A 22,279-nucleotide genomic window follows, 5' to 3' on the forward strand; every position below is an offset into this window, starting at 1 on the left:
TCTTAATATCTGTCGTTACACCGGGAATCGGTGCAGGTTCAGCCAAACGGACGAGGTTCGCAATTCCGTCTTCCCTGCTCATGGCTGATCCAAAACCCTTGCTGCGTAACGAAATGAAGCGACGACGGGCAGCCATGGCGACCGCCCAGCCGCTGGCCGGCGACCAGTTGGCTCAAGCGGTCGAGGCGGCGATCGAGGCCCTGGGCAAGTGGCCTCGGGCGGGGGCCGTGATTGCCGGCTATTGGCCGATCCAGAGCGAGATCAATCCCTTTCCACTGATGCAGATGTTCGAGGACCGCGGCTATCGCCTGGCCCTGCCTTGTCTGGTCGCAGAAGCCCCTCCCACCGCTCCGCGGTCCCCCCTCCCCATAAATGGGGCGGGCAATTTCCGCATGATCTTCCGCCGCTTTCGTATCGGCGACGCCCTCGTCACCGGACCGTTCGATATCCGCCAGCCGGGCGACGAGACGTCGGCCATCGATCCTGATGTGGTGCTGATGCCGCTGCTGGCCTTCGATGAGCGTGGTGTGCGACTGGGTTACGGCGGTGGTTATTACGATCGCGTCCTGGCCGAACTTAAGGGACGGCGTCCCGTCACCGCATGGGGCGTCGCTTTTTCCGGGCAACAGCTTGCCGAAGCACCGTTTGAAGTGCATGATCAAAGGCTGGATGATATTCTGACGGAACAGGGCGTGGTCGAGGCACGTCCGTAAGGCGGTTCCCCGCCGGACATGGATTTTTAATGCGTTTTGCTTTTTTTGGGGACGTTGTCGGTCGCGCGGGACGCGAGGCCTTGAGCGAATACCTGCCCGGTTTGCGCCAGAAGCTTGAGCTGGAATTTGTCATTATCAATGCCGAGAACGCTTCGGGCGGGTTCGGCGTGTCGGAAAACTCGGCCAAACAGCTGTTCGAGGCCGGTGGCGACTGCCTGACCCTGGGTAACCATTCGTGGGACCAGAAGGAGGCCCTGACCTATATCGTCCGCGAACCGCGCCTGATCCGGCCGATCAACTATCCGCCGCTGGCCGACGCGCCAGGGCGTGGCGCCAATCTGTTCGAGACGGATTCCGGCAAGCGTATCCTGGTCATGAACGTACTGGGCCTGGTCCATATGGCATCGATGGACGATCCGTTCGGCGCGGTTGACCGCCAATTGGAAGCCTGCCCGCTGGGGTTGGCTGCTGATGCCATAGTGGTCGACATGCATGCCGAAGCAACGTCGGAAAAGATGGCCATGGGGCATTTCTGCGACGGCCGCGCCACCCTGGTCGTCGGTACTCATACGCATGTGCCGACCGCCGATTTCCAGATTTTGCCGAACGGCACGGCCTATCAGACCGATGCCGGGGCGTGTGCCGATTACGACAGCGTCATCGGCATGGACAAGGAAGAGCCGCTGCGCCGCTTCACGACGCGGATTTCGCGCGACCGCTACAAGCCGGCATCCGGACCCGCTACCGTATGCGGCGTCTATGTCGAAAGCGACGACAAGACGGGCCTGGCGACGCGGATCGAACCCATTCGCATCGGCGGCCGGTTAAGCGAAATTATCCCGTCAATTGCCACGCCTGCGGGACGTGACAAAGCGCATTCGGTGAGTTAGAAACCGTTCTCTTCGTGAGCCACTGGCTCGCTTTTTTGCAAACATGTGAAGAATTTTCGAAGGGCAGCCCCGAGAAAATTTTTCTCCTTACTGAGAGACACGAGAAAGTATTTCGGCCGCAGGCCGGAAACTTTGCTCGTGAAATAGGTATTATGGCTGGACATTCCAAATTCAAGAACATCATGCACAAGAAGGGCCGCGCCGATGCCGTGCGGTCCAAGCTGTTCTCCAAACTGTCGCGCGACATCACCGTCGCCGCCAAGATGGGCATGCCCGATCCGAACATGAATTCGCGCCTGCGCCTGGCCGTGTCGATGGCCAAGGCCGAATCCATGCCCAAGGACAATATCGAACGCGCCATCAAGAAGGGCGCGTCGGGTGAAGCCGACAATATGGAGGAAATCCGCTACGAAGGCCGTGGCCCGGGCGGTGTCGGCATCATCGTCGAGGTCCTGACCGACAACCGCAACCGGTCGGCCGGCAATGTGCGTTCGTATTTCACCAAGTTCGGCGGCCAGCTGGCCGATACGGGCTCGGTCAGCTTCATGTTCGACCGGCTGGGCGAGATCAAATATCCGCTGAAGGCCGGTGATGCCGACAAGATCTTCGAAGCCGCGATCGAGGCGGGTGCTGCCGATGTCGAGACCGACAACGATCCGGAAGACGGTGGCCACACCATCTATACCTCGTTCGAGGATTTCAACGAGGTCACAGAAAACCTGTCCAAGGCGTTGGGTGACCCGAAGTCGACCGGTATTATCTGGAAGCCCCAGGCCTTGACGGAAGTCACCGGCGATCCGGTGCGCACCCTGATGAAGCTGATGGACGCGTTGAATGACGATGACGATGTGCAAAACGTCTATGCCAATTACGACATCTCGGACGAGGAACTGGAAGCGCTGGGCGTGTAGGGCGTTCCATCTATACGCTTGATAGGCGAATGACCGTGGCAGATGGGTTACGGCGGTTGGGGCAAATGGGTTTGACGCCGGATTCTGCGCTTTGTTTGGCCGTGAAAGTGTGCGAAGATATTCGTTAACCATTTAAGCTCCACGTCCTTTTGGGGGAATGCATGAAAGCGTCGATTCTGATCCTGGCCGGCCTGAGTGTCGCCTTGGTGAGTCTGACTGGCTGCGAGACTTACCGCCGTCCCCGCACCGAAACGGTGGATGTCCGCAGCGCCAAAGAGCGTGCCGCGGAATGCGTTGCCGCCTTCGAACCAGATGGCAAGGCGCCGCAGGTCATGACCTATGACAGCGAAACCGGTACTGAGGTTCATATGAACCAGGACGGCAAGCGCGTCGATGTAACGGCACAGAACCAGGCCGACAATACGTCGCTGGGCATGGGTGGCAAGGTCGGGGGCAGGATCCCCGAAGCCTGTACCGATGCCGATCCACTGCCCGGTTCGGCGGCATCGAAAGACCGCAAGTACAAGACAAGCTGGAATTCGCAGCATTGAGTTTAGGCGTGGTGAGAGATTGAAAAACCCCGGATGGCAACATCCGGGGTTTTTTTAGTTCTCAGTGTGCGGGCGTATAGTTGGGGCAGTTGGCGGCATCGCCCGCACAGTCATGTTTTGACCTACAGCTATTTTCAACGCGGAAAGCGCAGAAACGTCGGAAGGACGCGGAAAAAGGGGAGCGGCAGACAGTTTTCTTGCCCGAAGGGCATTATTCCGAGTTCGCGGCATTAACTTCGAAATGCTGCGCTTCGCGCGAACGGGTATATCAATCTGAATTTCCGCGCCTTGTCCGTCTTTTCCGCGCTTTCCGCGTTGAAAATTACTGTAAAATCAGCCAGTTTCATGCAGATGTAGCCGAACGCAAGTCAGAGCTACCAACTGGCGACCATCATTGAAAAGCCCCGGAAGTTCCGGGGCTTTCAAAACTACGGCTTGGACGGATCGGCCGGGATGTTGGGCGCAACCGCTGCGGCCGGGGCCGGATCGGTCATGGCGATCGTCGTCATGCGCGGCCAGAACTCGTCGAACATATACTGGTCATTGGCATCACCCGGAACGTCGAACTCCGAACCGCGATACCACGGCGTGCAGGTCCGGGCGGAGGGTTCGATATTGCCCCACTTCAGGTTCGGGCAGCCCTCGCCATTCGGATCGATCTGGTTGTCGACGGCGCGAATCTCACCCGTGCTGCTGGCCAGCAGGCCAGCCGTGTGGACATTGGCAATCTGGTTGCGGCCGACATAGGCTGTGCCGTCCTGGATATCGATGCCGATCTCGTTGGCAATGACAGTATTCTCGATAATCCGCGCACGGTTCAGGCCCAGCACAATACCATGATCAGAGCGGGCCACCAGGCTATGCGACAGCAGGGCCTCGCCGGCGCCTTCCAGGCTGATGCCTTCGGCGAAGTACAGGACCTTGATGTCGTTCATGCTGAGGATGGAACCGCCGCTGTCGAGCTTGATCTCGACGCCGGTGGCGCCTTCGCCACGTTCGAAACCGTGCCAGTCGGCCAGTTGCTGGATGCTGACGCCCTGGATCTGCGAGTCACCGTCGAGCACGGCATAGATGCCGCCCGAGGTGGTGGCGATCTCGGAGTTTTCCGCGAACAGCGAAGCATGGTTGACCGCCAGCGCCACGGATCGCGTCTTGGCGATCAGGTGCGAGTTTTCGGTCAGGTTCAGGCGGCCACCCGACAGGTGAACCGCGGCGTTATCGCCCTGATAGCGAATTTCCGAATTCTGTATGGTCAGTTCGGTATTGGAAGCCTCGATGCCGGCGGAGCCTTCGCTGCGCGGCGCGGAAATATACATGTCCTTCAGCGTCACGCGATCAGCCGAGGACGAGATGCGGATGGCCGATTCGCCGGCCGGCGCAACCAGGACCGGGATCTGTTGCGGACCGTAACCCTGGCCGACGATGGTGATCGAGCGCCTGATATCAAGCGTGGCAACGCAAGAACGATTCTTGGCCTTCAGGTACAGCACACCACCCGAGCGGATGCGGCCGGCAACTTCTTCGACATAGCCTGGATTGGCGCGATCGCAGTCGATTGTGGCGTCGCCCTGGCCGCGGCCGTGGTAGCCGTAACGATAGCCGCCGCGATGATAGGGGCGGGCGCCGCAGGTGCGCAACTGCGCGTCGAGCAGCATGCCGAAGCACGGCTTCATGTAGCCGCTGAGACGAGCCGCATTGTTGCCGTCGTAATAGCTGTCGGCCATGGCCGAGGGGACGGCAGAGGCCAGCGACACAACCGCAGTCATGGCCGCGACCATGCCGAGGCCTTTAAGCCCGAGGCCGGTCGTGCGGCCCGAAGGCGATTTCTCACTGTTATTGCGCATCCACATGCTTCTTTCCTAGACCCCGCTCCCGATATTCCGGGAGCGGTTACGCTTGAATAATACGCCCGACTATCGTCCCTGATTAACAGGCGATGGATCGCTATAGACCTGGTTCAGCACTTCCTGCAGGCGGCCGGCCGAGGGTTTGAAACCCGCCAGTGCCGCATCGAGCTGCATGACCACCGATTCGGCCTTGTTCTGGTCGGCAACGCCCTGCAGTCCGAGGTCGAAATAGGTCGACATGGCGTAGCGCGCTTCCGGCGAACCCTGCTTGTCGGCCTGCTGGTACCAGTAGAAGGCACGGGCATAGTCGACATCGACCCCAACACCCTCGGAATACATGACGGCCAGGACGAGCTGTGAACGCGAGTCGCCATTGACAGCCGCCAACTGGATGGCGCGGACCCTGTCGAGATTGGTCAGGACCTGGCCGCTTGGGCGGCCGGTCATGCCGCGCAAGCCGTCTATGGTTTGTTTGGGGACGTCCTTGGCTTCAAAACAGGCGACGTGCAGCAGGTCGAGATAGTCGAGCGCGCGCACCACGTGAATGAAGGGCAGTTCGTCCATCCGCGACAGCGCGTAATTGGCGCCATCATCCGGACGGCTTTCGTCCGAATGCGGAACCCCGCCGGCCGGAGCATCCGGCGGATAGAATTCATACGGCGCCGTCCAGCGTTTGGCCTTGGCTTCGACGAAGGAGGCGTAGCGGGCGCGGTCGGGGGCCGATTTCTCGAAGTCCTTCAACAGGACATAGGCGCCGACATCACCCGTTTCCGAGGCCTTGTAATTATACAGATAGGCGTCGACGTCCGAGCGCTCGAACAGTTCGCGGGCGTTGGACAGGCCATAGTTGGCGCCACGCATCATGGCGCGGATGGCCTGCGGATTGTCGGCCGGTTCGCCCATCGGGCCGTACTGGTCGTCATAGAGACGGCCAAGCGTACGGAAGCCTTCGGCGCCCTGGGTCGACAATATATATGTGACGCGGCTGCGCACCTTTTCGCGTTCGCCCGAGTCCATCATCGACAACTGGTCGTTCAGCATGCGGTAGGCGCGGGCGCGTTCGAAGGCACGGCATTTGTCGTAGCGCGAGGCCGCTGTGCCGCCGCGCGGATCGATAGCGCGGTTCATCGGCGCATAGCCTTCACTGTTGGTGAGGGCCATGACCAGCCAGACCGACGATTCGATATGGTCTTCGAGATTTTTGTCCGAGGCGTTGATGCCAGCGTAACGATTGGCCAGTTCGAGCTGGGCGAAGAAATCGTTGCCGAAGGCTTCGTGCCGGTAATAACGGATTTCGCGTTCCTGGCCGCCGAAGCCGCCCTGCTGGATCATGTCGGGCGGACGCGGGCAGGCATATTGACCCTGGATAGGTTCCTTCTTGCGGAACAGGTCATCCGTCCAGTCGCAGCCGGTAAGTGAGGTCGCGGCCACGCACAGGCCCGTCACGACGGCAATCCACTTGGATGCACGTCCGCTCTGGCTCGTGAAGGCCGGCTTCACACCCATTTCTAGGTGTGCCTTCGACCCTGTCTGGTCACATTCTGACATCAGCAATAGCTCCGACGGCGTCGGCTAATATGGTTAATACGAACTTGTGTTGAGGAATGTGCCACTGTCAAGCGAAGCCCCCCCTTGAGGCCGTGCAATCTTGTCGAGCGTTGCCGGATTGTCGCGATTAAATAAGTTCGCGATAAATGCCCCAGTCGTGCCCATGTCCCAAACCCCGCAGGCGAAGCCCACACAGTCCATCATGGTCCAAAAGAGGACGCTTGGCCAGAAAAAAGTGTTAACATCCCCCCGCCGGGCTGCTGTTTCCCGCACAGCGTGCTAAGGCTGCAAGGTAGAAGAGTGGATTACCCCAGACGGGAGAAATTAACCATGCACGTCGTTGTTGCACCTGCGAGTGGCCAGACCAAAGGTGAAGTTTATCAGGATGTTATAAGGGACATTAAGGCCGTTCTGGACGGTGAGCCCGACCGCGTTGCGCGCATGGCGACCGTGGTCTGTCTGCTGGTTCTGGCTTTTCCTGACTGGTTCTGGACCGGCTTTTATTGCGTAGATGCGCTTAAGAAGTCACAGGGTATCGATGAACTGGTGGTCGGACCCTATAACGGTACTCTGGGGTGTCTGAGGATCGCCTTCGGGCGTGGGGTGTGCGGGGCCGCGGCGGCGACCGGAACCACGCACATTGTACCGGATGTCCATGCTTTTGCAGATCATATTGCCTGCGATTCGCGCTCGAATTCGGAGATTGTCGTGCCGGTTTTTGATGAATCCGGGAGCCTGATCGCGGTGTTCGATGTCGATTCGGAAAGCTTTGGGGCGTTTGACGAGGTTGATCAAGTGGGCCTGGAAGCCATCATGAAGGTCGCCTTTGCGTAAAACGAGGCCCCGGAAATATCCGGAGCTCCGTCTCATCAGGTTTGGGCGTCGCGCCCGGGGTCGAGGGGCTGTCGGCGCCCGAACTGCGAACAGCCTTGTTCGAATTGCGTTCGGGTGTGACCCGGCTTGCGGGACAAAACTATTGCCAAAACTATTGAATCAAGAGGCGGGCTCGGCTAAACGGGCGCCCACTCCTGACATTTCGCATTGAGAAAGCGCGGACTCCCCCATGGCGCAGCAATATATCTTCCAGATGCAAGGCCTGACCAAGCATTACCCCGGCGGTAAGAAGGTCTTCGAGAACATCTGGCTCAGCTTCTATTCCGACGCCAAGATCGGCGTGGTCGGCGTCAACGGTTCGGGTAAGTCAACCCTGCTCAAGATCATGGCGGGCATCGACAAGGAATTCTCCGGCGAGGCCAAGGCGGCCGACGGCACCAAGATGGGCTATCTGGAGCAGGAGCCCCATCTCGACGACAGCAAGACCGTCTGGGAAAACGTCATTTCGTGGTGCGACGAAAAGCAAACCTTCGACCGGTTCAACAAGGTCGCCGAGCTGATGGGCGAGGAATATACCGACGAACTGATGGAGGAGATGAACAAGCTCCAGGAAAAGATCGACGCCGGCGACCTGTGGGATATCGACAGCCGCATCGAAATGGCCATGGACGCGCTGCGTTGCCCGCCGAACGATTCGGGCGTGACCCAGCTGTCGGGTGGTGAAAAGCGCCGCGTGGCCCTGGCCCGCCTGCTGCTGAGCAAGCCCGACATGTTGCTGCTCGACGAACCGACCAACCACCTCGACGCCGAATCGGTGGCCTGGCTGCAGCATCACCTGGAAAATTTCCCGGGCTGCGTCATTCTGGTGACCCACGACCGTTATTTCCTCGACCAGGTGACCAAGTGGACCCTGGAACTGGACCGCGGCAAGGGCGTACCGTACGAAGGCAACTATTCCGGCTGGCTGGAGCAGAAGACCAAGCGTGTCGTCCAGGAGCAATCCGAATCCGACGCCCGCCAGCGCGCGCTCACCAAGGAACTGGAATGGGTGCGTTCCGGCGCCAAGGCCCGTCAGGCCAAGTCGAAGGCCCGTCTGGCCGCCTATGAGGACATGGTACGCGAACAGGAAAATTCGCGTCAGGCCCAGAGCTTCGCCACCATCCAGATCCCGCCCGGACCGCGTCTCGGCAATCTGGTGCTCGAAGTCACCGACATGGAAAAGGAATATGGCGACAAGGTCCTGTTCAAGGGCCTGACCTTCAAGCTGCCGCCCAACGGCATCGTTGGCGTCATCGGTCCGAACGGCGCCGGCAAGTCGACCCTGTTCAAGCTGATCACCGGTCAGGAAAAGCCGGACGCCGGCACGGTCCGCCTGGGCGAAACGGTGAAGCTGGCCTATGTCGACCAGAGCCGCGACGACCTGAAGCCGGAAGAAACCGTGTGGCAGGCCATTTCCGGTGGTACCGATGTCATGGTGGTCGGCAAGAAGGAAATCAATTCGCGCGCCTATGTCGGCGGTTTCAACTTCAAGGGCGGCGACCAGCAGAAGAAGGTCGGGCTGCTGTCCGGCGGGGAACGCAACCGCGTCCACCTGGCCAAGACCCTGGCGGCCGGCGGCAATGTCATCCTGCTCGACGAACCGACCAATGACCTGGATATCGAGACCCTGCAGGCCCTGGAAGAAGCCCTGGAAGAGTTCGCCGGCTGTGCCGTGGTCATCAGCCACGACCGCTGGTTCCTCGACCGTCTGGCGACGCACATCCTGGCCTTCGAAGGCGACAGCCATGTCGAATGGTTCGAAGGGAACTTCGAAATGTACGAGGAAGACAAGAAGCGCCGCCTGGGCGTCGACTCACTCATCCCGCACCGCATCAAGTTCCAGAAATTCTCCCGCTGACCTCTGGCGGGCGGCAAACCGTCATCTCCCGTCAATGCGTCTTCGCATTGTTTTCACAATGCTAGGAATCCGATGCTCACGTACTTGAGTACGCTCCGCTTCGGGTCTCGCGAGCTAACAGTTTTGGCTCCGCCGAACTTCGTTTCGCCGCACCTTAGGTCAGCGAGGTTCCGGGAGTTCGCAACTAAAAAAGGCGCCGTCCGTAGACGGCGCCTTTTTTATAGGTCGATGTGTATGCGGTTATTGGGCCGGCGTAGCGGGTTCGACTGGGGCCGGTTGCGGCGTCGTCGAAGGCGCGGTCTGGGCCGGGGGATTGGCGGCGTTATCGGTCACGGTCGTCTTCGCATTGTCGACCGCCTGGCCGACAGCCGCGGGAACCTGTTCAATGCGGGTGGTCGTCCGGTCTGTGGTGGTGTTGGTCGTGGTATTGGTGACGGGATTGTTCATGAACCAGGCCGCGCCTATTACGATGGCGGCCAGGACCACCAGGGCCAGGATGATGATGGATGTGTCGTTGCCCCGATCACTCGGGGTATTGTAGTTTGGGGTTGCCATTGTACGCTCTCCATATGGATCGGAAGGCGCAAGCATAGTGTCTTCGCTGCAAAGGTGCGCTGTGACAGTGCGCTGAGCTTATAAGGTATGCATCAGGCCGAACGTGCCGGTTTGGCCGCGGGCGTCAGGAACAGCGTGAAGATTACGCTGACTATGGCGACCCAGACGTAGAGAAGGACGCCGGTCGGGAAACCCCAACCGGGCGGCGCCTGCCGGTCCTGCATGACATCCATATAGACCGACACGCCGACGGTTGCCGCGATGATGGCGCCGCGCACGGCGAAAAAGGCCGGACTGCGGTAACGCATAGTATCGACCAGCCAGATGAGCCCGCTGAGCGCAAGTACGCCCAGGCTGAGGTTCAGAGCATGGCCGCGTGCAAAATCCTGGATTGATTGCGGCAACATGCCGAAGCCGACAAACAAGAGGATCAACGGAACGACGCAGGCGAGGGCGAGGGTCATGCCAGTCAGGCGTGCTGGACCGTAGTTTCCGACAGATCCGTCGCTCATCACCTTCGGGTCAAGCCAGGATATATAAACGGCCCAAAGGCCTCCCAGTATGACCAAGCCGATCAGGGCCGGCTTGTAGATGGCGGGATCGATGTGCAGCATCTCACCGAACAGATGGTCGGACGTATGGGTGCGCAGCACGAATAGAGCCAGGATAGCCGGAGCCAGTAACAGCCACTGCCAAATATTTGCGCTTTTTTTCATCACGGCATCCCCTCCGGTTTTGCGGTACCTTATCATGGCGCCGGCAATTTACAATTTGTCCGGTGCACGATAGGTTTTGCAGATCACGAACCGGGGAGGTTGCCATGTCGCATCACGAAAGCCAGGCCAGGGGGCCCGATGCCCGTATGGTCGATCGCATGCTATTCTTTTCAGACGCCGTCTTTGCCATCGTCCTGACCATCATGGTGCTGGAGATGCATGCGCCGGTAATTGGTGACGCGGCAACGAGCGAAGCCATCTGGCATCATGTCGGCGAAATGTGGCACATTATCTTCGCCTACCTGATCAGCTTTGCCCTGGTCGGAATGTGGTGGTCGGTCCATATGCGCGTCACGCGCTCCCTGCATCAGTTCGACTGGCTGACTGCCGTTTTCAACCTCGTCTTCCTGTTGACCGTCAGCCTGACGCCGTTTGCAGCCTCTGTCCTGGGCGAGGCCATCGGCGCCGGCGCGGCGTGGCAGATCTACTGGGGCGTCAATGCCGCCTCGTCCCTGTCGCTGACTCTCCTGTTCATTGTCGTGTCGCGCGACCACGGCCGGCTGCTTGGCGGCACAATGACCGGCCGCGAACGTCTGGCGCGTATCGTGCAGTCGATCGGGCCAGGGCTCGGTTTCTCCGTCGGGGTTTATCTGGCCGGCATCGGCGAGGTCGGGCTGTCGCGGTGGTGTTGGGTGGTCATTCCGCCGGTCATGGCGATCGCGCGGGTGATCTATGGCGATGCACGAAAAAAAGCTGAGGCGGAAGCGGCCTGAGCCGCCTCCATCCTATTCCTGATCGACCGAACCTGCTCCCGAGATGTTGGTGGTCAGGCTGGCCGGCTTGGTCTTCAAGGTGACATCGCCCGTGCCGGAGACGTTGACCGCGACCTTGCCCGTGGCGGCGACGTCGGCATCGCCGGCCCCGCTGATCGAGACATCGGCGTCGGTGGCCTCCAGGCTGCCCAGGTCGGCGTCGCCCATGCCCGAAATATCGAGCTCCAGGGCGTCGGTGCGGCCGGTGACCTCGGCGTGGCCGGCGCCGGAAATGCGCAGGTCGAGCGTCGGCTGGTCGTAGCTCAGGACCTTCAGGTCGCTGGCGCCCGAGACTTCGAAATGGCGGATCTTCGGCGAGGTAACGGTCACGGTAAAGTCGTGGTTGTCGCTCGATACGTCGAACCCGTCCTTGCCCAGGGTGAAGTTGACCGTCTTCGACTGGCCGGGGCCGTCGGCGAGGTACAGGTGGCCGTTTTCCAGGCGCAGGCGGTCGGTCAGCGACTTCGGGCCGGTGGCGGTCACCGAGGTGGTCGGGCCTTGGGTATAGGTGACCTCGACGGGCGCCGATATGTTCAGGGTGTCGCCATCGCCCAGGGTCAGGGTCGTGGTGGCGATCGGTTCCGGCTTGGCGTCGCTGTTCTTGTGGAAGCCGACATGGCCGTCGTCTTCGTTGATGGTCCAGTGGATGCCATCCTTGCCGATCTTGTGGCCGGCCAGGCTGGCGGCGGCGGTCAGGGCGACGAGGCAGATGGCCGTGCCGAACCCGGTGACGAGAAGGAGTGTACGTAGCATGGTGTAGTTTCCTCGCAGATTAGGATCAGGCGTCGAGCGCCGGTTTCAGGACACGGTAGTGCAGGCGGGCGTACCAGACGACGCCATTGACCAGCCAGATGGTCAGGGCGGCGACAAAGGCGGCCAGGGCTGCGCCACCGGCCATGAGGCCGACACCGGCCAGCAGGCCCGCGGCGACGCCGATATCGATGATATTGAACGGGCTGATGGCGAAGACGACGCCGCCGGCGATAAAGACGCCGATGGCGGCCGTAAAGACGCCGATCAGTGTGCCGACCACGCCGCCCAGTATGGGCAGCAGGACGAAAACATCAAGCGCGCCCAGGCCCAGTATGCCCAGGACCGCGCCGGCCGCCGAGGACGGCGTCTTGGCGCTTTCCCAGCTTTTCATGCCGGCTTCGGCCTTCAGTTCGCGGGCGAGGCGGGATGGATCACCCAGGGCGGCGGCGACCTCGGCTTCCGAGCGGCCGGCAGCGGCGGCATCGGCGAAGTGCGCTTCGTAGTCGGCGACGATATCAGCGATGGCGGCCGCGTTCATGCCGCTCAGGCCCTGCTTCAGGCGTTCGATAAATTGGTCACGAGTCATGTTCAGGCCTCCTGAAAGGCTGGGGTGGTGGGGGCGAGAAGCGCGTCTACCGAACCGGCAAAGCCGCGCCATTCTTCGCTCTGGGCGGCCAGGGCGGTGCGACCGGATTGCGTCAGGCGATAGTATTTGCGCGACGGCCCGGCGGGCGACTCGACCATATAGGTTTCAACCCAGCCATCCGACTGCATGCGGCGCATCAGTGGATAGATGGTGCCCTCACCCATGCCGATGGCTTGCGACAGGGTGGCGGCGATCTCATAGGCGTAGCTCTCTCCGCGTGCCAGCACCGCCAGCACGCACAGGCCGAGCACGCCCTTTTTCATTTGAATATCGATGGTTTCAGGCATGGCCCGTAACTCCTTCTTCGTTGAGAGGTGTTTATAACCAGCTACCTTTTTATGCAAGGTATATATCATTAAATAGTAGTAAGGTTGCGGAAGCGCTTGAAATGTCGGGTGTTGCGGTGGCACGGCCTGTCTTTTAGCAAAGTGACCTTCGCAACCTCGACTCAATGTCCGTGGCGCCGTGAATACGTATACAGATTGCTCTGGCGTCCAAATGTGCCTTAAGAGTCCTGAAAAAACAGGATTGTCACGGCGAGGCGCTCATCCTTCGCGTCGCTGAAGCGATCTGAGCCGGGGAGGCTTTTTTGATCAGACCCCAGCCGACATCGATCGACGTCGCCGCGTTAGCTGGCGTATCGCAGGCTACGGTGTCACGAGTCCTGAACGGATCCGCCAGTGTCAGTACACGGACCTGTATGCGGGTCATGGAAGCTGTCCATAAGCTGAATTACAAATTCAATACCCATGCCAGAATGCTGCGATCGAAGAAGATATGCAGCCTGGAGGTTATGGTCGTCGAGGACGCCGGCAATGATTACGGCAGGATAAATCCATTTTTCCTGCCAATGATCGGCGAGATCGTCAGGTACGGGTGCCAGAAAGGTTATGAGGTATCGATTTCCTTTCAACGCGAACTCGATAGCCTGCGACACACCTTTGCGGCCAAGCCCGCCGAAGGTATTATCTTCCTCGCTCCGAAGGACTTCGAAACCTTTGCCGAAATCGCACACAGTTCTGACGACCACTGGGTCGTCTGGGGGCGGTCCCACACGCGGTTCAACACGTCTTGTGTTGTCAGCGACAATGAAAAGGGCGCGTTTGACGCTGTCAGGCACTTGATCTCCCGGGGACGCAAGCGCATCGCCTATCTCGGTAAATTCAGCGGGGAACAGTGGGAATTTACGGAACGCTACGCAGGCTATTGTGCTGCGTTACGCGATGCTGGAATGCCGCTCGATAACGCACTGCAGATCGATTGCCTGCTCACCCTTAATGGCGGGGCCGCGGCCATCAACCAGCTTGCCGCCGGCGGCGTAGAGTTTGACGCTGTCTTTGCTGCGACTGACGTTCTGGGTGTTGGCGCTATGCGCGAATTGACGCGGCGCGGCGTAACGATACCCGATCAGGTCGCGGTTATTGGGTTCGACGACCTGTGGATTTGCAACACTGTGACGCCGCGCCTGTCGACCGTTCGTCAGAACACGGACGTCGCAGCCAGGGTTCTGGTTGACAGTGTCGAGGCACTCATCGAAGGCGGTGACGCCTCGACCATAAAAATTCCGACGGACCTGGTGATCAGGGAATCGTGTGGCTCCGCCTATTCTGAAGCGCGCGCGACCTGCTGTGTGTAGAGACATGAGACTCTAGGCGGCTATCCAACCCCCTTGCCAAACACAGATAGGTTATGACCATTGGCGGATGGAGCCGGCCGTGAAAACCATCGTTGAAATGCGCTTCGGGTCGCACCTCTACGGAACCGCGACGGCGCAGTCGGACCTGGATATTAAGGCGGTATATCTGCCCGACGCGCGCGACATCCTGTTGCAGCGCGTGCGACCTTCCGTGAATATCGTCCGTGAGAAGGTGCGCGGCGAGAAGAACACAGCGGAAGACATCGATTTCGAAGCCTACAGCCCGGCGAAGTTCTTGTCGCTGCTGGCTGATGGTCAAACGGTTGCGCTCGACATGCTGTTCGCACCCGACAACGCCCTGGTGCAGACGCCCGATCCCCTGTGGCGCGAGATCCAGAGCCTGGCGCCGCGTCTGTTCAGCCGCAAGACCACCGCCTTTGTCAGCTATTGCCGGCAACAGGCGCGCAAATACGGCGTCAAGGGCGCACGGCTGGCGGCGGTACGCCTGGCTTTGGATGGATTGCGCGACATTGAAGCCGTTTACGGCGCCCAGGCCAAGCTGCAGATCGCCGAAGCTGAAATCAGGGCGCTGGCGGCTTCGCATGAGTTGCTGGACATCGTCAACTTGCCCCATGCCGACGGCTCGCCGGCCACCTATTTCGATATCGCCGGCAAGAAGGCGATCTTCTCGGCCTCGATCAAGGGCGCGCGGGCCATGGCCCAGGCCCTGTTCGATGAATTCGGTGCCCGCACCCTGGCCGCTGAACAGAATTCGGGCGTCGACTGGAAGGCCATGATGCACGCTGTACGCATCGCCCGCCAGGCTATCGAGTTTCTGGAAACGCGGCGCGTCATCTTCCCACGACCCGATGCCGCGCATCTGCTGGCCATCCGGCGCGGGGACCTGTCCTATACGGCTGTGGCGGACGAAATCGAAACCCTCGTCGCGGAGATCGAAGCTGCCACGATGCGGACCGACCTGCCGGACAGCGTCGATGACATCATAGCCGAAGACTTTATCGCCGGCCTGTATGGCCGGATCGTCAGGGGGGAACTGTCATGATCGCATCATCAACGGTCTCGCCGGAGGCCTTCGCTTATATCCGGTTGAGGTTGGAAACCCTGTGTGCCGAGCACGGCGTGAAGTTGTTGTTTGCCGCCGAATCCGGCAGCCGGGCGTGGGGCTTTCCGTCGGCGGACAGCGACTATGATGTCCGCTTCGTCTATGCCCGGCCGGAGTCCGATTACCGATCGGTGCGTGAATTCCGCGACGTGATCGAAACGCCGATCGTCGACGATGTGACGCTGGGTGTGCCGTTCGACATGAACGGCTGGGATATCCGCAAGGCGCTGCAACTGGGTTTGAAGTCCAATCCGATCCTGCACGAATGGCTGGTCTCACCGATCGACTATGCGACAAACGGTGAAGCGCGCGACGCCCTGCGCGCCTTTACGGCGGATGTGACCGATGCGGTGGTCTATGCCTACCATTATGACCGCCTGGCGCGCAGTGCCTGGGCGCAAATCGAGCCCGAAGCCGAAACCGTGAAGATCAAGCGTTACTGTTATGCCCTGCGCCCGGTCCTGATGCTGATGTGGTTGAAGCAGAGGACCGACCTGCCGCCGATGGACGCGGCGTCCCTTTGCAAGGGGCTGAAGCTGGAGGCAGCCGTCACAGGCCCCATGGCCGATCTGTTTGCCCGCAAGGCGACGGCCGGGGAGCAGGATCAGTTGCCACGTCAGTCAGCGCTCGACGACCTGATCGCAGCAACATTGTCCGACAAGGCGCCGCGGCCGCCGTATCGCGAAGGGTTTGATCCAGGCCACCTGGCCTGGGCCGATCGTTTGTTTGCCCGTATCGTTCAGGGCTTGTAAAACACGAAGGCCGCGCCGCAGGCGATCAGCGTAAAGCCGACCGCTGTCTGCCATTTCAGCGCTTCACCGAGATAGAGCCACGAGAACAGCACGAAGACGACCAGGGTGATGACTTCCTGGATCGTCTTGAGCTGTGCGGCGGAAAAGGTGCCGTAGCCGATGCGGTTGGCCGGTACCTGCAGGCAATATTCGAAAAAGGCGATGCCCCAGCTGACCAGGATAACCAGCCACAATTTCTCCATCTTGAACTTCAGATGGCCGTACCAGGCCAGGGTCATGAACAGGTTGGAACCGGTCAGAAGCAGGATGGTCGACAGGGCAGGGGACAGTTTGAGCATCCGCTGAAACTGGCCGAGTCGTTGTCGGGGCGCAATATGAGAGTGCCTCTTCAAAACGCGCCCAAGCCGTCATTTGCTTGGTACGTCTCAGTAGGCTTTCCCACAGATTTTCATAGTATGCCGAGTCCAACGATCCAGTGAATCGTTGGGCCGCCACGGTATAGATTTTCAATAGCTTGGCAGTGATAACGGCTTTCCAGGAGATAGGGATCGCTAGGCCACCAAGGAAATCCAGATGCTGAAAATCTGTGTTAATCGGTGAAAATCTGTGGGAAAAATTCTTTCTTCTCAATCGGTTGATAGAGGAAGTAAGCCCCCTCCGTCTCGTCATACATGAAGGCGCAGGCCTACGGCCTGGTGGCCTTCATGCTGCTCGCCACCTCCCCCGTACGCGTCGTTGCTCTTCGCTACAGGGGAGGACTGGAATTAAGTTTCGGAGCGATCTATCGACCCGTCAGGGCTTCGATCTTAGCGGCAGCAGCTTCGATATCTGCCAAGTCGGCGGCGGTGCCGAGATTTTTTCCGGGCGTCGAAGGCGGCCGTCAGAACGTTGTCAAACGTTCTGCAGGCCCGCGATCACCAGGCTGACTTGCAGTGTGACGGACTGCGACAGCTGCTCGACATTGAAACCGTCCGGCTTGTCGCTGCCCTGGAAGGCCCGGCGCATATTGGCAAAGCACAGGTCCTCGAGAATTTCCGCGGCCGCATCGACCTGGGCATGCGCCGGCAATTCCTTGCGGTCGCGCGCTGCCTTTAGCGTGTCGAGCAGGGCGAAACGGACCATGTCGCTCATCCGGGCCACCTCGTTCAGGCCCGTCTGGCCCTGGCTCCACTTCATCACGAAGGCAGACAGGATCAGGCGCGCATTGACCTGGGCGGTTTCGTAGCCGCGCATCAATTGCTTATGCAGGCGGCCGGCCAGGTCGAGGGTTTCATCGTAGGATTCGCGCATCACCATGATGACGCGGGCGTTTTCCTGTTCGACGACGATGAGGAATATCTCATTCTTGTCGGCGAAATTGGCGAACAGGGCGCCTGTCGACAGGCCGGCCCCCTTGGCAATATCGCGCAGGGTAGCGGCTTCAAAGCCGCGTTCACGAAACAGGGCCATGGCCGAGTCGAGGATTTTCTGACGATTGCGCTCCTTGGAGCGGGCACGGCTAACCACGGGCAATGGCTGGTCCTTGGTGGGGTTTTCGGGAGGATTATCGGTTTGGGGCAAGCTTCTAACTTCGAACATCGGTACTCTGCACTACACACAAAAGTTTACGTAACGGCAACTGTTGCCGCCCGCGTATCCTTCTTAGTATGAGGAATTGGGCGTTTCAACGGCAAACATTGTTATTTTTTTAGGTAGCAAAAAGCCACGGACTCCTTTTTGGCACAAGGCGTTGCTGACGCTGCGCCATGTTACCGCACGTGCCAACGATTGCACGCAAGCCTCTCGACTTTTGACACCAAAAGCGCGATGTAGGGCCATGAAGATTTTTCTGCTAATCCTTTCGCTTTTGGCGCTCCTCGCGGTCGCGGTTGTTCTCGGACTGGGCATCTACAGCCTGTTCAAGGGGGGCGATTTCGGCAAGAACTGGTCGAACAAGCTGATGCGGCTGCGCGTTCTGTTGCAGGCGATCGCGATTATTATCCTGATCGCGCTGGCATGGGCGATGCATAGCCTGCCGAATGGTTAAGCTCAACAAGATCTATACCCGCACCGGCGACGACGGCACGACGGGATTGGCCGATGGTTCACGGCGTCCCAAGGACGCGGCGCGCCTGGCGGCCATTGGCAGTGTCGACGAAGCCAATTCCGCGCTCGGCCTGGCGCGGCTGCACAGCGACGGCGAACTCGACGATTTGCTGGCGCGGGTGCAGAACGACCTGTTCGACCTGGGCGCCGACCTGGCCACCCCCAGCGATGACGTGTCGTGGACGCCGCTGCGCATCAAGGCGGCGCAGGTGACGGCACTCGAAGTCGCACTGGATGCGCACAATGAACCGATGGCGCCATTGACCTCCTTCATCCTGCCGGCGGGTACGGCGCTGAGCGCGCATCTGCATATGGCGCGCACATTGGCGCGGCGCGCCGAGCGTGATACGGTGACCCTGAACCGGTCCGAGCCCGTCAATCCGCAGGTCATGGCCTATCTCAACCGGTTGTCCGACCTGTTGTTTGTCCTGGCGAGGCATGCCAATGACCAGGGCCGGGCGGATGTGCTGTGGGTGCCCGGAAAGGCGTGAACAAATGGCCTGATATCAGGCAAGAGGAGGGGACGATGCGTAAGATTTTGACTGTGACGGCGCTGGCCATGTTGGCCATGTTGGCCGTGGGGCTTTGCAATTGTGACGGCAAGGGGGGAGACGCGCCTAAGGGCAAGAGCATCATGGGTGAACAGCGCAAGGCCTTTCCTGCGCCGGACACCACCATGGCGTTTGACATCCGTTTCGAATTGACCCCGGAGGCGCAAAAGCTGCTCCCGGCCGGCAGCAATGACATGCTGTTTGAGGCGAGCTATTATGGCCTGCCGACGGCAGCCTCCATGCCGCACGCCAATATTCTTCATCAAATCGACCTCGGCCAGGAAAATTTCGCCGTTCCGCTGTCGGTCGGCAAGGCGCACTTTACCGGCGCCCTGGATCGCAGCCAGTTGCCAGAGTTGGTAGACGGGGTCGCCTATATGATGGTGCAGGCCAGTGTCCGCGATTCCGTGGGCGCCGTCGACGAGAGGATCGCGTGCAGCACCTATCGCGGCTCGATCGCCCAGGCGCAGGTGCCGGATGCGGCCGTGATTCGGTGCGATGTCGCCAGGCCGTAAAACGGAGATATGAGCATGTTCAAGGCCCTTGTCGCAGCCCTGCTGATCGGATCGGCCCTGGCGGGTGCCGCCTCTGCCGAGACAGTACGTGTCAGGCAAGGCGAGGTCAGCGGCGTGGCCGATCATGGCGCGCGGGCCTGGCTGGGCCTGCCGTTCGCCGCTCCGCCCATTGGCGATCTGCGCTGGCGGTCGCCGGCGCCGGTCATGCCATGGACGGGTGTGCGCCCAGCCGATCACTTCGGCAATGACTGCCGCCAAGGCTTAACGCCGGAGGGGCTGGGGCCGTGGACGACGGAATATATGACGGCGGGGCCGGTCAGCGAGGACTGCCTGTACCTCAATGTCTGGGCGCCGGCCGATAGCGGGACCAAGCGCCCGGTCCTGGTATGGATCCACGGTGGCGCCTTTACCAGCGGTTCGGGTGCGGTGCCGATCTATAACGGCGCGGCCCTGGCCAAAAAGGGCATTATCGTCGTCACCCTCAACTACCGCCTGGGCGTCTATGGTTTCCTGGCTCATTCCGACCTGAGCGCCGAGGTGACGCCGCACAGTTCGGGCAATTACGGCCTGCTGGACCAGATTGCCGCTCTGCAATGGGTACGCGACAATATCGCGGCCTTCGGTGGCGATCCGGACCAGGTGACGGTCGCCGGACAGTCAGCCGGGGCGGCTTCGGTTCATGCCCTGCTTGCCAGTCCCTTGGCGCGTGGTCTTTTCCATCAGGCCATCGCGCAAAGCGGCTCGGGCATGGGCGGAGGCTTCCCTGCCCTGGCTGCGGCGGAGCGTGAAAACAGTGCACTTCTTCCGGCCGCCGGCGTCGCCTCTGTGGCAGACTTGCGCGGCCTGAGTGCTGACCGTCTGGACGCAGCGGTGGCGGAGGCCGGACTGCGTTTCATCCCGTTGGTTGACGGCGTCGTCGTGTCTGATACCGCCAACCTTAATGATGTGCCGGTTCTGACCGGCATGACGGCCAATGAGACCAGTTCGAACGGCTTCTTCCATTCCGACGACCTGACGCCCGACAGTTTCCGCGCCTTTGTGACTTCGACCTATGGACCTGAGGCAGGGGCTATTCTCACTCTTTATCCGCCGGGCGAAGACGTCGCGACAGCCAAGACGTCACGCGATGCCCTGGCGCGCGATCGCGGCCTGATGGCCATGGACGCGTGGGCGGAAAATCGCCTGCAAACCAGTCATAAGCCGATCTACGCCTATCTGTGGACGCATGTCGAACCCGGACCTGAATCGACGCGTTACAAGGCGTTTCACTCGTCGGACATACCGTATGTTTTCGGCACGCTGGATGCTTCAGACCGGCCGTTTACGGCGGCTGACCGCGCCTTATCCGAACGCGCCATGGGCTATTGGGTCAACTGGGTCAGCACGGGTAACCCGAACGGCACAGGCGCGACCATCTGGCCGGCCTTTACGGCGGCGGACCCAATGATCGCGGTCATCAGCAGCGAGGCGACGCAGGCCGCGCCGATCCTGCCGGCGGCGCGCCTCAAGGTGTTCAAGGCTTTCGTCACTCAGGGCGGTTTCGTCAGCCTGTTTTAAGGCGTTGTGGCTGCATTGGCTAAGGATGTAATTATTTGAAACTACAGTATTTTTCAACGCGGAAAGCGCGGAAAAGTCGGAAAGACGCAGAAATTCAGGGAATTGCTTCTACTGCGCTAGGCGCCATCTTGCAGCGTGAGTTGCCAATATCTCGGAATGACAGCCCTTCGGGCGCAAGCTTGTCCGCTGGCTCCTTTTCCGCGTCTTTCCGTCTTTTCCGCGCTTTCCGCGTTGAAAATTGCTGTAAAATCAAAATCTTTTCGACAAGAGTGGCCGAACTCAGGCGACCGCTCTTTAATGCTTGAATGCATCCATGGTCTCAGTGAACTGGTTGGCGGCGTTCATCGCCCCCAACTGATAATGTGTCCATGACACGATCGTGTCGGGCTCCCAGTAGAAGACGCCCAATCCCTTGTCGCCCAGGGCCTGGTTGCGCGCGATGACGTCGCTGATCATCGCTTTCGCCTCGGCCGGCTGGTCGTATTGATAACCGATCTCCACCACCATCACCGGCTTGGCGTAGCGCGTCGCCAGGTCGCTCATGGTCGCGCTGAGCTTGGGATTCTCAACATGCCAGTCCTTTGACGGCGTGTAGGCCGGGTAATAGGACAGGCCGATTATATCAACCTTGCCGCCATTGGCCGTGAAATTGTCGAACCACCAGCGCGCCTTGACGCCGTCCCAGCCATTGTCGATGTGGATAACCACGGCCGCAGCGGGATAGACCTCCTTGACCGCGTCGTAACCGGCATTGGTAAAGGCGGCCAGGTTGGCGAAATGGCTGCTGTCACCGTCGGGCCACAACAGGCCGTTGGTGATTTCATTGCCGACCTGAACCCAGGCGACATCGATGCCATCGGCCTTCAGGGCGTTCAGCACGTCGCGCGTATGGGTGTAGACGTCAGTTTTCAGCTGGTCGACCGCGTGCGAGGCCCAGGCGGCTGGCTTGACCTGCTTGCCGGGATCGGCCCAGTTGTCGCTGTAGTGGAAGTCGATCATGATCTTCTGGCCATTGGCCTGGGCGCGCCGGGCCTTGGCCAGTGTGTCAGCCGTACCGTTCCAGCCGTCCTTCGGATCGACCCAGACCCGCAGGCGAATCGCGTTGATGCCCTGGGCCTTCAACAGCACATAGGGGTCGGTTTTGACGCCCGCTGCATTGTTGAAGGCAAAACCCAGCGATTCCTCCTGGGTGACCCAGCCGATATCGGCGCCATAGGCATAGTTGGCGGCGACGGCCGGAGGCAGCGGGGCGCTGCCGGTATCGGTGCCGCCGGCGCCCGAACCGCCGCCACAGGCTGCCAGCAACATGACCAGGCCGAAAGCCAGACAGGTTTTGGTGGACATGGTGTGATCTCCTGTTACGCCTATTAAGTATAGATGAAACGGA

Annotated in this window: 25 protein-coding genes; 14 read left to right on the forward strand and 11 right to left on the reverse strand. The window is 60.3% G+C overall.

Features of this window, described 5'->3' with window-relative positions:
* The first annotated feature begins 80 nt into the window (after nucleotides 1-80).
* The 4 genes from AC1DXO_RS10190 to AC1DXO_RS10205 all read left to right on the forward strand — a co-directional run bounded on the left by AC1DXO_RS10190 (nucleotide 81) and on the right by AC1DXO_RS10205 (nucleotide 3,065).
* Nucleotides 81-713 (forward strand): 5-formyltetrahydrofolate cyclo-ligase, encoded by a 633-nt coding sequence (locus tag AC1DXO_RS10190; RefSeq protein WP_476978029.1) that lies wholly within the window; start codon nucleotides 81-83, stop codon nucleotides 711-713.
* A 29-nt stretch (nucleotides 714-742) separates the two neighbouring features.
* Nucleotides 743-1,603, forward strand: a complete 861-nt coding sequence (locus tag AC1DXO_RS10195) for a TIGR00282 family metallophosphoesterase (RefSeq protein ID WP_476978030.1) — start codon at nucleotides 743-745, stop codon at nucleotides 1,601-1,603.
* Nucleotides 1,604-1,755: 152 nt separating this feature from the next.
* Entirely contained in the window at nucleotides 1,756-2,514 is a 759-nt protein-coding gene (locus AC1DXO_RS10200) for a YebC/PmpR family DNA-binding transcriptional regulator (protein WP_476978031.1), read from the forward strand.
* 161 nt (nucleotides 2,515-2,675) lie between these two features.
* A complete protein-coding gene (locus tag AC1DXO_RS10205) occupies nucleotides 2,676-3,065 on the forward strand; it encodes a hypothetical protein (protein WP_476978032.1) in 390 nt (129 codons plus the stop codon).
* 428 nt (nucleotides 3,066-3,493) lie between these two features.
* Here the strand turns inward: AC1DXO_RS10205 and AC1DXO_RS10210 are convergent, their stop codons facing one another.
* The gene (locus tag AC1DXO_RS10210) at nucleotides 3,494-4,915 is read right to left on the reverse strand and encodes a right-handed parallel beta-helix repeat-containing protein (RefSeq protein ID WP_476978033.1); all 1,422 of its coding nucleotides are present in this window, start codon (nucleotides 4,913-4,915) and stop codon (nucleotides 3,494-3,496) included.
* 63 nt (nucleotides 4,916-4,978) lie between these two features.
* A complete protein-coding gene (locus tag AC1DXO_RS10215) occupies nucleotides 4,979-6,418 on the reverse strand; it encodes a tetratricopeptide repeat protein (RefSeq protein ID WP_476978306.1) in 1,440 nt (479 codons plus the stop codon).
* A gap of 372 nt (nucleotides 6,419-6,790) precedes the next feature.
* Between AC1DXO_RS10215 and AC1DXO_RS10220 the strand changes: the two genes are divergently transcribed.
* Both AC1DXO_RS10220 and ettA read left to right on the forward strand, forming a co-directional pair.
* Entirely contained in the window at nucleotides 6,791-7,294 is a 504-nt protein-coding gene (locus tag AC1DXO_RS10220) for a GAF domain-containing protein (protein WP_476978034.1), read from the forward strand.
* Between the two features lie 229 nt (nucleotides 7,295-7,523).
* Entirely contained in the window at nucleotides 7,524-9,191 is a 1,668-nt protein-coding gene (gene ettA / locus AC1DXO_RS10225) for an energy-dependent translational throttle protein EttA (protein ID WP_476978035.1), read from the forward strand.
* Nucleotides 9,192-9,431: 240 nt separating this feature from the next.
* Here ettA and AC1DXO_RS10230 read toward each other — a convergent pair whose 3' ends face one another.
* Complete coding sequence (locus tag AC1DXO_RS10230; RefSeq protein WP_476978036.1) at nucleotides 9,432-9,746, reverse strand: hypothetical protein; 315 nt, start codon at nucleotides 9,744-9,746, stop codon at nucleotides 9,432-9,434.
* Between the two features lie 92 nt (nucleotides 9,747-9,838).
* Entirely contained in the window at nucleotides 9,839-10,462 is a 624-nt protein-coding gene (locus AC1DXO_RS10235) for a hypothetical protein (protein WP_476978037.1), read from the reverse strand.
* Between the two features lie 104 nt (nucleotides 10,463-10,566).
* On the opposite strand from AC1DXO_RS10235, the gene AC1DXO_RS10240 reads away from it, so the two are divergent.
* Nucleotides 10,567-11,235: a TMEM175 family protein gene (locus tag AC1DXO_RS10240; protein ID WP_476978038.1), complete on the forward strand. Its 669-nt coding sequence runs from the start codon at nucleotides 10,567-10,569 to the stop codon at nucleotides 11,233-11,235.
* A gap of 12 nt (nucleotides 11,236-11,247) precedes the next feature.
* Here the strand turns inward: AC1DXO_RS10240 and AC1DXO_RS10245 are convergent, their stop codons facing one another.
* From AC1DXO_RS10245 to AC1DXO_RS10260, 4 genes are all read right to left on the reverse strand, one after another.
* Nucleotides 11,248-12,027, reverse strand: coding sequence for a GIN domain-containing protein (locus tag AC1DXO_RS10245; RefSeq protein ID WP_476978039.1), 780 nt, complete (start codon nucleotides 12,025-12,027; stop codon nucleotides 11,248-11,250).
* 25 nt (nucleotides 12,028-12,052) lie between these two features.
* Nucleotides 12,053-12,613, reverse strand: coding sequence for a DUF1700 domain-containing protein (locus AC1DXO_RS10250; RefSeq protein WP_476978040.1), 561 nt, complete (start codon nucleotides 12,611-12,613; stop codon nucleotides 12,053-12,055).
* A gap of 2 nt (nucleotides 12,614-12,615) precedes the next feature.
* Nucleotides 12,616-12,960 carry a PadR family transcriptional regulator gene (locus AC1DXO_RS10255; protein WP_476978041.1) on the reverse strand — a complete coding sequence of 115 codons (345 nt, stop codon included), beginning with the start codon at nucleotides 12,958-12,960 and terminating at the stop codon, nucleotides 12,616-12,618.
* Between the two features lie 244 nt (nucleotides 12,961-13,204).
* On the reverse strand, nucleotides 13,205-13,384 hold the full coding sequence (locus AC1DXO_RS10260; protein WP_476978313.1) for a hypothetical protein: 180 nt from the start codon (nucleotides 13,382-13,384) through the stop codon (nucleotides 13,205-13,207).
* Between AC1DXO_RS10260 and AC1DXO_RS10265 the strand changes: the two genes are divergently transcribed.
* The 3 genes from AC1DXO_RS10265 (at nucleotide 13,326) to AC1DXO_RS10275 (ending at nucleotide 16,184) form a co-directional block, all read left to right on the forward strand.
* Nucleotides 13,326-14,309 carry a LacI family DNA-binding transcriptional regulator gene (locus AC1DXO_RS10265; RefSeq protein WP_476978307.1) on the forward strand — a complete coding sequence of 328 codons (984 nt, stop codon included), beginning with the start codon at nucleotides 13,326-13,328 and terminating at the stop codon, nucleotides 14,307-14,309. The two genes, AC1DXO_RS10260 and AC1DXO_RS10265, sit on opposite strands and share 59 nt — an antisense overlap.
* A gap of 79 nt (nucleotides 14,310-14,388) precedes the next feature.
* On the forward strand, nucleotides 14,389-15,372 hold the full coding sequence (locus AC1DXO_RS10270; protein WP_476978042.1) for a DNA polymerase beta superfamily protein: 984 nt from the start codon (nucleotides 14,389-14,391) through the stop codon (nucleotides 15,370-15,372).
* Nucleotides 15,369-16,184 carry a nucleotidyltransferase domain-containing protein gene (locus AC1DXO_RS10275; RefSeq protein WP_476978043.1) on the forward strand — a complete coding sequence of 272 codons (816 nt, stop codon included), beginning with the start codon at nucleotides 15,369-15,371 and terminating at the stop codon, nucleotides 16,182-16,184. Before AC1DXO_RS10270 ends, AC1DXO_RS10275 begins: the two co-directional genes overlap by 4 nt.
* Here the strand turns inward: AC1DXO_RS10275 and AC1DXO_RS10280 are convergent.
* Nucleotides 16,172-16,522 (reverse strand): DMT family protein, encoded by a 351-nt coding sequence (locus AC1DXO_RS10280; RefSeq protein WP_476978044.1) that lies wholly within the window; start codon nucleotides 16,520-16,522, stop codon nucleotides 16,172-16,174. The two genes, AC1DXO_RS10275 and AC1DXO_RS10280, sit on opposite strands and share 13 nt — an antisense overlap.
* A gap of 553 nt (nucleotides 16,523-17,075) precedes the next feature.
* On the reverse strand, nucleotides 17,076-17,744 hold the full coding sequence (locus AC1DXO_RS10285; protein WP_476978045.1) for a TetR/AcrR family transcriptional regulator: 669 nt from the start codon (nucleotides 17,742-17,744) through the stop codon (nucleotides 17,076-17,078).
* Between the two features lie 256 nt (nucleotides 17,745-18,000).
* Between AC1DXO_RS10285 and AC1DXO_RS10290 the strand changes: the two genes are divergently transcribed.
* The 4 genes from AC1DXO_RS10290 to AC1DXO_RS10305 are packed head-to-tail and all read left to right on the forward strand — an operon-like array spanning nucleotide 18,001 to nucleotide 20,892.
* Nucleotides 18,001-18,210, forward strand: a complete 210-nt coding sequence (locus tag AC1DXO_RS10290; protein WP_476978046.1) for a twin transmembrane helix small protein — start codon at nucleotides 18,001-18,003, stop codon at nucleotides 18,208-18,210.
* Nucleotides 18,203-18,760 (forward strand): cob(I)yrinic acid a,c-diamide adenosyltransferase, encoded by a 558-nt coding sequence (locus AC1DXO_RS10295; protein WP_476978047.1) that lies wholly within the window; start codon nucleotides 18,203-18,205, stop codon nucleotides 18,758-18,760. Before AC1DXO_RS10290 ends, AC1DXO_RS10295 begins: the two co-directional genes overlap by 8 nt.
* Nucleotides 18,761-18,795: 35 nt before the next feature.
* Nucleotides 18,796-19,335, forward strand: a complete 540-nt coding sequence (locus AC1DXO_RS10300; protein ID WP_476978048.1) for a hypothetical protein — start codon at nucleotides 18,796-18,798, stop codon at nucleotides 19,333-19,335.
* Between the two features lie 15 nt (nucleotides 19,336-19,350).
* Entirely contained in the window at nucleotides 19,351-20,892 is a 1,542-nt protein-coding gene (locus tag AC1DXO_RS10305; RefSeq protein WP_476978049.1) for a carboxylesterase/lipase family protein, read from the forward strand.
* Nucleotides 20,893-21,186: 294 nt separating this feature from the next.
* Here the strand turns inward: AC1DXO_RS10305 and AC1DXO_RS10310 are convergent, their stop codons facing one another.
* Complete coding sequence (locus AC1DXO_RS10310; RefSeq protein WP_476978050.1) at nucleotides 21,187-22,236, reverse strand: glycoside hydrolase family 53 protein; 1,050 nt, start codon at nucleotides 22,234-22,236, stop codon at nucleotides 21,187-21,189.
* Nucleotides 22,237-22,279: the final 43 nt, after the last annotated feature.

Source organism: Asticcacaulis sp. P2_C5, from assembly GCF_056404555.1.